5 protein-coding genes are annotated in these 8,359 nt (G+C 63.0%); all 5 read left to right on the forward strand.

Features of this window, described 5'->3' with window-relative positions:
- The first annotated feature begins 573 nt into the window (after positions 1–573).
- The gene (locus AC30NL_RS22370) at positions 574–1,029 is read left to right on the forward strand and encodes a hypothetical protein (RefSeq protein ID WP_489466187.1); all 456 of its coding nucleotides are present in this window, start codon (positions 574–576) and stop codon (positions 1,027–1,029) included.
- Between the two features lie 173 nt (positions 1,030–1,202).
- Positions 1,203–1,448 carry an AbrB/MazE/SpoVT family DNA-binding domain-containing protein gene (locus AC30NL_RS22375; protein ID WP_489466188.1) on the forward strand — a complete coding sequence of 82 codons (246 nt, stop codon included), beginning with the start codon at positions 1,203–1,205 and terminating at the stop codon, positions 1,446–1,448.
- 4 nt (positions 1,449–1,452) lie between these two features.
- Positions 1,453–1,857, forward strand: coding sequence for a type II toxin-antitoxin system VapC family toxin (locus AC30NL_RS22380; protein ID WP_489466189.1), 405 nt, complete (start codon positions 1,453–1,455; stop codon positions 1,855–1,857).
- Positions 1,858–1,907: 50 nt separating this feature from the next.
- Positions 1,908–4,493, forward strand: a complete 2,586-nt coding sequence (acnB, locus tag AC30NL_RS22385) for a bifunctional aconitate hydratase 2/2-methylisocitrate dehydratase (protein WP_489466190.1) — start codon at positions 1,908–1,910, stop codon at positions 4,491–4,493.
- 253 nt (positions 4,494–4,746) lie between these two features.
- The gene (locus AC30NL_RS22390) at positions 4,747–8,199 is read left to right on the forward strand and encodes an ATP-binding protein (RefSeq protein ID WP_489466191.1); all 3,453 of its coding nucleotides are present in this window, start codon (positions 4,747–4,749) and stop codon (positions 8,197–8,199) included.
- Positions 8,200–8,359: the final 160 nt, after the last annotated feature.

Genomic DNA, 8,359 nt, shown 5'->3' on the forward strand with positions numbered 1-8,359 from the left:
TGGGGGCGCTGGGCGGGATGCGATGCAAGGCGCTCCGAGCGCCGTGTGGCGAGCCACACAAGTGAGGAGCAACGCCGCAGCGCGCCCGCCCAGCGCCCCCCCCAAAACGGGAACTTATTCCGGGCCAAATCCATGCACACCTGCGCCCGCGAAAAGTGTTTCAAAGAGCTTCGTTGGCGCGTTGATCAAGGGCTGGTCCAAGAACGCAAGATCTCGGGCCCTCCCGAGCGCAAGGCTTCGATGGCGTGACTTCATTCACGTACCCATGCCGCAACCTCGTGCCGCGGCGCCCGGATTCATCCATGATCGAGGGTGTTGGCGCCACTATTCTGTTGCTGGCGCCTGAGAGGCTGAGAGTATTTCGAATGTGTCCGAGCAGCACGTCAAAAGGCGGCTGATCTAGGCGCAAAGCGCAGCCATAGCTTGGCTATGGCGAGCATTTGCAACGACGAGCGGGGGGCTTTTGGCGTGATGAGCGGGCATGATCGAAAAGCTCTCAGCCTCTGACCCCATCGCGCAACACTCCCGCTACCGCCTCACCGTATGAGGCCTTTGTTCAACGAGGAATCCACCATGAATCGTCCAGTCGTCAGGACCGCCATCGCAGCGGTTGCCATCTCCCTGTCCGCAAGTGCCGCCTTCGCTCAATCGCAGGCCGTGAAACCGTCGAAGCCGGCGCACAAACCAGCTGCCGCGAAAGTGCAAGCCGCAGACACCAACCAGACGATCAGCCAAGCCCAGCTCGACATCGCCAGCCGCGTGCTCGTCGGCAATGCACAGTGCGAGTTCAACCAGCACGTGAGCGTGCAGCCGCTCGAAGGCAAGCCGGGCCTCTTCAAGGTCGGCTTCAAGAACGCCCACTACATCATGGCGCCCGAGGAGACCACCACTGGCGCCGTCCGCCTCGAAGACAAGAAGGCCGGTGTCGTGTGGGTGCAAATTCCTGCGAAGTCGATGATGTTGAACAACAAGATCGGCCAGCGCATGGTGGACGGGTGCAGGCAGCAGGAGCAGCAGGCGTCGCTTTGATTTTGTCCTCGGGTGGCTGGGTTTGACGGCCCGCCACCCTCACCCACCTCTCTCAGCCTCGCAGCGGGCCCCAAAGGGAGGGGCAAGAATATCTCTGGAGATGGTGACGTACTAGTTTGAGTATGTCCCATCAGGTATGTACAATTCGTGCATACCGACTTCAGGAGCGCGCAATGGAAGCCACCGTTGCGGAACGGGGCCAAATTACCCTTCCCAAAGCCGTGCGCGATGCGCTCGGGCTCACCAAAGGCACCCTGCTGAAGGTCGAACTCGACGGCAACCGCATCATCCTGCGCAAGAACGTCGACGACGCCATCTCGCGCGCCCGCGGCAAGTTCAAGCTCGACAGATTCGAGTCGGTCGATGACGCAGTGCGCACCCTTCGGGGTCGCGCACCTGGCGATCCGGTGGATCTGTGATCCGATGATTGCCGTTGATTCCTCCGTCATCGTCGAATTGCTCGCCAATTCCGAACACGCCGATGCAGCGGAAGCTGCGTTGCGCGACGCCCTCGGGCGCGGCCCGGTCGTCGTGTGCGACGTGGTCGTGACGGAAATCTGCAGTTCGCTGTGCGATGGCGACCAGGCGATGCAGGCGCTCGAAGACATGGGGGTCGCCTATAGTGCCGTCGAGCAGAAATCGGCATTGCGCGCTGGCGAAATGCAGCGCCGCTACCGAGCCCGCGGCGGCACCCGTCAACGCACTGTTCAGGACTTCATCGTCGGTGCCCACGCCTTGCTCCAGTGCAACGCGCTGATCACCCGCGACGCCTCTTTCTTTCGCGATTACTTCAAGGGACTCAAAGTCATCGTCCCGACAGCCGCGTGACGCCTCAACCGCGGCACGTTTCACCTTTCACTCTTCACCTTTCACAGAAAATGCTCAACGCCTATCGCCAACATGTCACCGAACGTGCCACCCTGGGCATTCCGCCGCTGCCGCTGTCCGCACAACAAACTGGTGAACTGATCGAGCTGCTGAAGACGCCGCCGGCCGGTGAAGAAGAGTTCCTGGTTAACCTCATCACGCACCGCGTGCCAGCGGGCGTGGACGATGCTGCGAAGGTCAAGGCGTCCTACCTCGCCGCAGTGGCACACGGCACCGAGCACTCGCCGCTCATCAGCCGCACCAAGGCAACCGAACTGCTGGGCACCATGCTCGGTGGCTACAACATCAGCCCGATGATCGAGCTGCTGGCCGATGCCACCGTGGGCAGCGTCGCGGCCGAAGGGTTGAAGAAGACACTGCTGATGTTCGACCAGTTCCACGACGTCAAGGAACTCGCCGACAGTGGCAACGCGAATGCCAAGGCCGTGCTGCAAAGCTGGGCCGACGCCGAGTGGTTCACCGCTCGCCCCGAAGTGCCGCAGAGTCTCACTGTCACCATCTTCAAGGTGACCGGCGAAACCAACACCGACGACTTGTCTCCCGCACCCGATGCCTGGAGCCGCCCCGACATCCCGCTGCACGCGCTCGCGATGCTCAAGAACCCGCGCCCCGGCATCACGCCGGAAGAAGAAGGCAAGCGCGGCCCCGTGCACTTCATCGAATCTCTGCGCGCGAAGGGCAACCTCGTGGCCTATGTAGGCGACGTGGTGGGAACGGGTTCTTCGCGCAAGTCGGCGACGAATTCCGTGCTGTGGTTCACCGGCGAAGACATCCCGTTCGTGCCGAACAAGCGCTTCGGCGGCGTGTGCCTGGGCAGCAAGATCGCCCCGATTTTCTACAACACCATGGAAGACGCCGGCGCCCTGCCGATCGAGCTCGACGTGAACCAGATGAACATGGGCGACGTGGTCGAACTGCGCCCTTACGAAGGCAAGGCACTGAAAGGCGGCACGGTCATCGCCGAATTCAAGGTGAAGAGTGACGTGCTCTTCGACGAAGTGCGCGCTGGTGGCCGCATTCCGCTCATCGTCGGTCGCGGGCTGACAGCCAAGGCGCGTGAAGCGTTGGGCTTGCCACCCTCCACGCTCTTCCGCCTGCCGCAGGACCCGGTCGATACCAAGAAGGGTTTCAGCCTCGCTCAGAAGATGGTCGGCCGTGCCTGCGGCCTTCCGGAAGGCCAAGGCGTTCGCCCCGGCACGTATTGCGAACCGCGCATGACCTCGGTCGGTTCACAAGACACCACCGGCCCGATGACGCGCGATGAGCTGAAGGACCTCGCCTGCCTGGGCTTCAGTGCTGACCTCGTCATGCAGTCCTTCTGTCACACCGCGGCCTATCCGAAGCCGGTGGACGTGAAGATGCATCACGAGCTGCCGGAATTCATCAGCACCCGTGGTGGCATCTCGCTGCGCCCCGGCGATGGCGTCATTCACTCCTGGCTCAATCGCTTCTTGCTGCCCGACACCGTGGGCACCGGCGGCGACAGTCACACGCGTTTCCCCATCGGCATCAGCTTTCCTGCGGGTTCGGGCCTCGTGGCCTTCGCTGCCGCCACCGACGTGATGCCGCTGGATATGCCCGAGAGCGTGCTGGTGCGCTTCAAGGGCAAGATGCAGCCGGGCGTGACCCTGCGCGACCTCGTGAACGCGATTCCGCTGTATGCCATCAAGCAAGGTCTTTTGACGGTCGAGAAGAAGGGCAAGAAAAACATCTTCTCCGGCCGCATCCTCGAGATCGAAGGCCTGCCCGACCTGAAGGTCGAGCAAGCGTTCGAATTGAGCGACGCGTCGGCTGAACGCTCCGCCGCGGGCTGCACGGTTCACCTCAACAAGGAACCGATCATCGAGTACATCAACAGCAACATCACGCTGATGAAGTGGATGATCGCGCAGGGCTATGCCGACGCTCGCACGCTGGCACGCCGCATCGCCGCGCAGGAAGCCTGGTTGGCCAATCCGCAATTGCTCAAGGGCGATGCGGACGCCGACTACGCCGCCGTCATCGACATCGATCTCGCGAATGTGCACGAGCCCATCGTCGCCTGCCCCAACGATCCGGACGACGTGAAGACGCTGTCGGAAGTGGCCGGCGCCACCATCGACGAAGTCTTCATCGGTTCGTGCATGACCAACATCGGTCACTTCCGAGCCGCCTCCAAGCTGCTCGAAGGCAAGCGCGACATTCCGGTGAAGCTGTGGGTCGCACCGCCCACCAAGATGGACGCGAAGCAGTTGACCGAGGAAGGCCACTACGGCGTTCTCGGCACTGCCGGCGCGCGCATGGAAATGCCGGGTTGCTCGTTGTGCATGGGCAACCAGGCGCAGGTGAAGGAAGGCGCGACGGTGTTCTCAACCAGTACCCGCAACTTCCCGAACCGCCTGGGCAAGAACAGCAACGTCTACCTCGGTTCCGCCGAGCTGGCCGCCATCTGTTCGCGCCTGGGTCGGATCCCCACCAAGGACGAGTACATGACCGACGTCGGCGTCATCAACAAGGACGCCGACAAAATCTACAAGTACCTGAACTTCGACCAGATCGACGACTTCTCGAGCGTGGCCGCCAAGGTCATGCCCTGATCGAAAAAAAGCGTCAGATTGCCAGGCATCCCGGCGTTCTCCGGGATGCCCAGCATTCGTGGGCCGGAAGCAATCGCAATCCGGAAACCTCGACATCCAAGACACTCTCGTGGAATCCTTCGACAGGATGCACGGTCCTGATTTGTCCAACCTCCTACGAAATCCCCCAGATTGCGAAGAGGCGCTTTCTGGTACAACTTGCCCAGAGCGCCATGGCAAGTCAATCCCGCAGGCTGCTCTGGGGGCATTCAACATGAAGTCACAGTTGCCGACGGGCCAGGACCGTCGCCAACGTCTGCGCTTGCTGTGGGTCGTTGCCGGGCTCTGGACTGCGCTCGCCGTCGTGGGGTCCGCCTGGGTCGTGAATGACCGCTTGCGCGAGCATCGGGCACAGGTGCTGTCCAGCAGCACGGTGCGCCTGAGCGGCGTGCGCGACACGCTCAATCTCACCTTCCGCCAATTGGCCGCCCTGCCCAAGAATTTTTCACACCGCACGGGCATCCTCGAATTTCTGAACAACCATCATGTCCGCGACACGGCACGCGACACCGAGGACGCTCGCATCCGTCTGCGCGACGAACAACTGCGTGATCCTGCCGTGCGGCAAATGAATGCCCTGCTCGACCATGCGGCGGAAGATTTCGGCCTGCAGCTCGTGCTGCTTATCGACAAGAACGGCACCACCGTTGCGAACGGCGTCGGTGACCCGCGCAGCCAGCCGAGTCCCGTGGGAGGCAATCTAGCCACTCGCGAATACTTCGTGGAAGCGATGCAGCACGGAGATTCTTCGCAGTTCCTGCTCGGTCGCCTGAGCAAGGTGCCGGGTTTTTACTTCGCCCATCGCGTGGACAACGAAGCCGGCAAGCCCTTGGGCGTCGCCGTCATGAAGCAAGACATCAATTCACTCAACGGGCTGCTGTCCGACCCTGAAGGCAGTTTGATCTTCGTCACCGACATCAACGGCGTGATCGTGCTGGGCAATCGCAGCGGCATGCTTCTCCAGCGCATTCCCGTGCCGGGCGCGCACACCCCCACCGACTGGCAGGCGATCTACCAGCGTATCCCCGATACGCTCAAGTGGCAGATGTCGACGATGCGCATCGGGGGGCACGAGGTGCTTGCCGCCGAATGGCGCAACACCCGCCACCTCGCAGTGTCGATGCCTCTGGGTGATCGCCCTTTCAAGTTATGGATCATGAATTCGCTCGACGCCGAGCCTGCACTGGTTGGCAAAATCATCGCCGAAGCCACCGCCATCTGGTTCATAGGCTGCGTCTTCATCTGGGTGGCTTGGCGACGCATCGGGTGGCTCAACACTGCATTGCGTGCCCAGCGCGATCTGCTCGACATGGCGCAGGCGCTGCCGCTCACGGTCTTCCGCTATCAACAGCCGCCTTCAGGCACCGGCAGCTTCTCATTCATCGGCCGGGGGGTGCGCGAACTGTTCGGCATCGAGGCGGACAAGTTGCGCGACGACCCCCTACTGCCCTGGCGGCTCGCCTTGAATCAGACCGCACCGCCGACGCAGCCTACCGAGTTCCCGGTGCACCACGGCGACCGCATCGTCTGGGTGCTGGCCCACAGCACGCCGCTCGCGCAGAGTGACGGCAGCGTCGTCTACAACGGGTACTGGCTCGACATCTCGGCGCGACGCGACGCCGAGCTGCGCTTCGCGGCATTGTTCGAATACGCGCCAAACGGCTACCTCTTCTTTGACCTCAAGCGCGGCGTCACGCACTGCAACCCGGCGAGCCTGCAGATCTTCGGAGTCCCCGATCCGCAGGGTTTGATCGGTCGCCACGTGTGGTTCGCAGACATGTCGCCCGCCATGCAGCCGGACGGTCAGGCCAGCCGCGCTCGCGTGCTCGAACTGATGCGCAATCACATGCATTCGCGTGATCGATCGCAGACCTTCGAGTGGCAGTTTCGGCGCAGCGACGGCACAGCCTTCGATGCCGACGTGACGGTGGTCGCACTGGACTGGGAGGGCGAACCGCAGTTCTGCGCTGTCGTTCACGACATCACTGCGCGCAAGCAGGCCGAAGAAGCAATGCAGCAGGCGCGCGCCGCGGCAGAGGCCGCGAGCCAGACCAAGTCGACCTTCCTGGCCAACATGTCGCACGAGCTGCGCACGCCGATGAACGCCATCATCGGCATGACGCACCTCGCGCTCGAAGACGGCCTGCCACCGCGCCAGCGCGACTTCGTGGAAAAGGCGCACGACTCGGCGCGCAACCTGCTGCAGATCCTGAACGACATTCTCGACCTATCGAAGATCGAGGCCGGCCACATGGTGATCGAGCAAGTCGAGTTCGCTCTCGAATCTGTGATCGGCGAGATGGCCGACGTGCTCGGACTGAAGGCGGACGAAAAGGGCCTGAAGCTGCTATTCAGCGCCGGCCCGGGCCTGCCCACGAAGCTCGTCGGTGACCCGACCCGATTGCGCCAGGTGCTCGTGAACCTGGGCAGCAACGCGGTCAAGTTCACTGACACCGGCGAGGTCTTGGTGCGGTTCGAGCTTGCCTCGCAAGACGCGCAGGGTTGCGAGATCCATGCCTTCGTTCGCGACACCGGCGTGGGTCTGACGCCGGATCAGATCTCGGGGCTGTTCCAACCCTTCAGCCAGGCCGACAGTTCCACCACGCGGCGTTACGGTGGCACAGGACTCGGACTTGTCATCTGTCGCCAACTGGTCGACCGCATGGGCGGGCGGTTGTGGGTGGACAGCGAGCCAGACAAGGGGTCGACTTTTCATTTCACCGCCCGCTTCGGCTGCTGCGCGCAGCAAGGCTCCCCGAAAGGACTGTTGGCCCAGATGCTGCGCAGTGAAGGGCAGCCGGTCGCGGCGCACCGCGCCGGCAACCGCCCAGCATTGCCACGGCTGCGCGAACTGGAACCCGAACTCAGCGAAAAGATCCGCAACCGGCTGGCGGGTGCGCGCATCCTTCTCGTCGAGGACCATCCGCTGAACCAGGAACTCGCTGCCGAACTGCTGCGCCGCGCGTCCATGGAGGTGGTGCTCGCCGAAAACGGCGAGGATGCGCTGAAAAAACTCCTCACCGAAGGCCCCTTTGACGGCGTGCTCATGGACTGCCAAATGCCAGTGATGGACGGGTACACGGCCACCCGCTGCCTGCGCGGCGACCCGGCCTATGCCGATCTGCCGGTGATCGCCATGACTGCAAGCGCCCTGGCCGAGGATCGCGATCGGGCCTTGGCCAGCGGCATGAACGCGCACATCGCCAAGCCGCTCAACGTCGCGCAAATGCTTGCGACCATGGCGGAGTGGATCGTCTCCAAGCGCACCGCCCCAGGGCCGGTCGAGCCCAGCCCCGACACCGCTTGGGCGCCGCTGGCGACGAGCTCCGGTCCTATCGACATCGAAGAAGGTCTCGCGCGATGCCTGGGCAAGGCGCACCTGTACCGGCGGATTCTTCGCGGTTTTCGCGACGCCAATGCAGAATTCGACCTGGAGGTGGGCCGCTTCTGCCTGCAGGGTCATTGGGGCGATGCCGAACACCGCACACATGACCTGAAGGGCTTGGCGGGAACGATCGGTGCCCATGGGCTGCAACACACGTCCGAGGCCCTGCAGACCGCCCTTGCCAGCCGCGATGGCAAGGCCGTGGGAGCCTTGATGCCCAAAATCAAATCCGACTTGAGATCGGTCTTGGAAGAAATCGATCGGCTCGTCGCCAAGGAATGAGAGGCTGAGAGTATTTCGAGCGTGTCCGAGCAGCACGTCAAAAGGCGCCTGATCCAGGCGCAAATGCTCGCCATAGTGCAGAGAGTCTTTAGCCTGGCGGACGCGGCACCCGGGATCTGCGCTGACGGCACGGCGTGACCGCCGCGGCCGGTAGGCTAAA

Origin of the sequence: Rhizobacter sp. (assembly GCA_021153565.1) — a bacterium.
In the GTDB taxonomy this organism is placed as follows: domain Bacteria; phylum Pseudomonadota; class Gammaproteobacteria; order Burkholderiales; family Burkholderiaceae_C; genus Albitalea.

Coding starts and splice junctions, on each gene's coding strand:
- AC30NL_RS22390 (WP_489466191.1), top strand. CDS start 4,747: ATGAAGTCACAGTTGCCGACGGGCCAGGACCGTCGCCAACGTCTGCGC.
- acnB (WP_489466190.1), top strand. CDS start 1,908: ATGCTCAACGCCTATCGCCAACATGTCACCGAACGTGCCACCCTGGGC.
- AC30NL_RS22370 (WP_489466187.1), top strand. CDS start 574: ATGAATCGTCCAGTCGTCAGGACCGCCATCGCAGCGGTTGCCATCTCC.
- AC30NL_RS22375 (WP_489466188.1), top strand. CDS start 1,203: ATGGAAGCCACCGTTGCGGAACGGGGCCAAATTACCCTTCCCAAAGCC.
- AC30NL_RS22380 (WP_489466189.1), top strand. CDS start 1,453: ATGATTGCCGTTGATTCCTCCGTCATCGTCGAATTGCTCGCCAATTCC.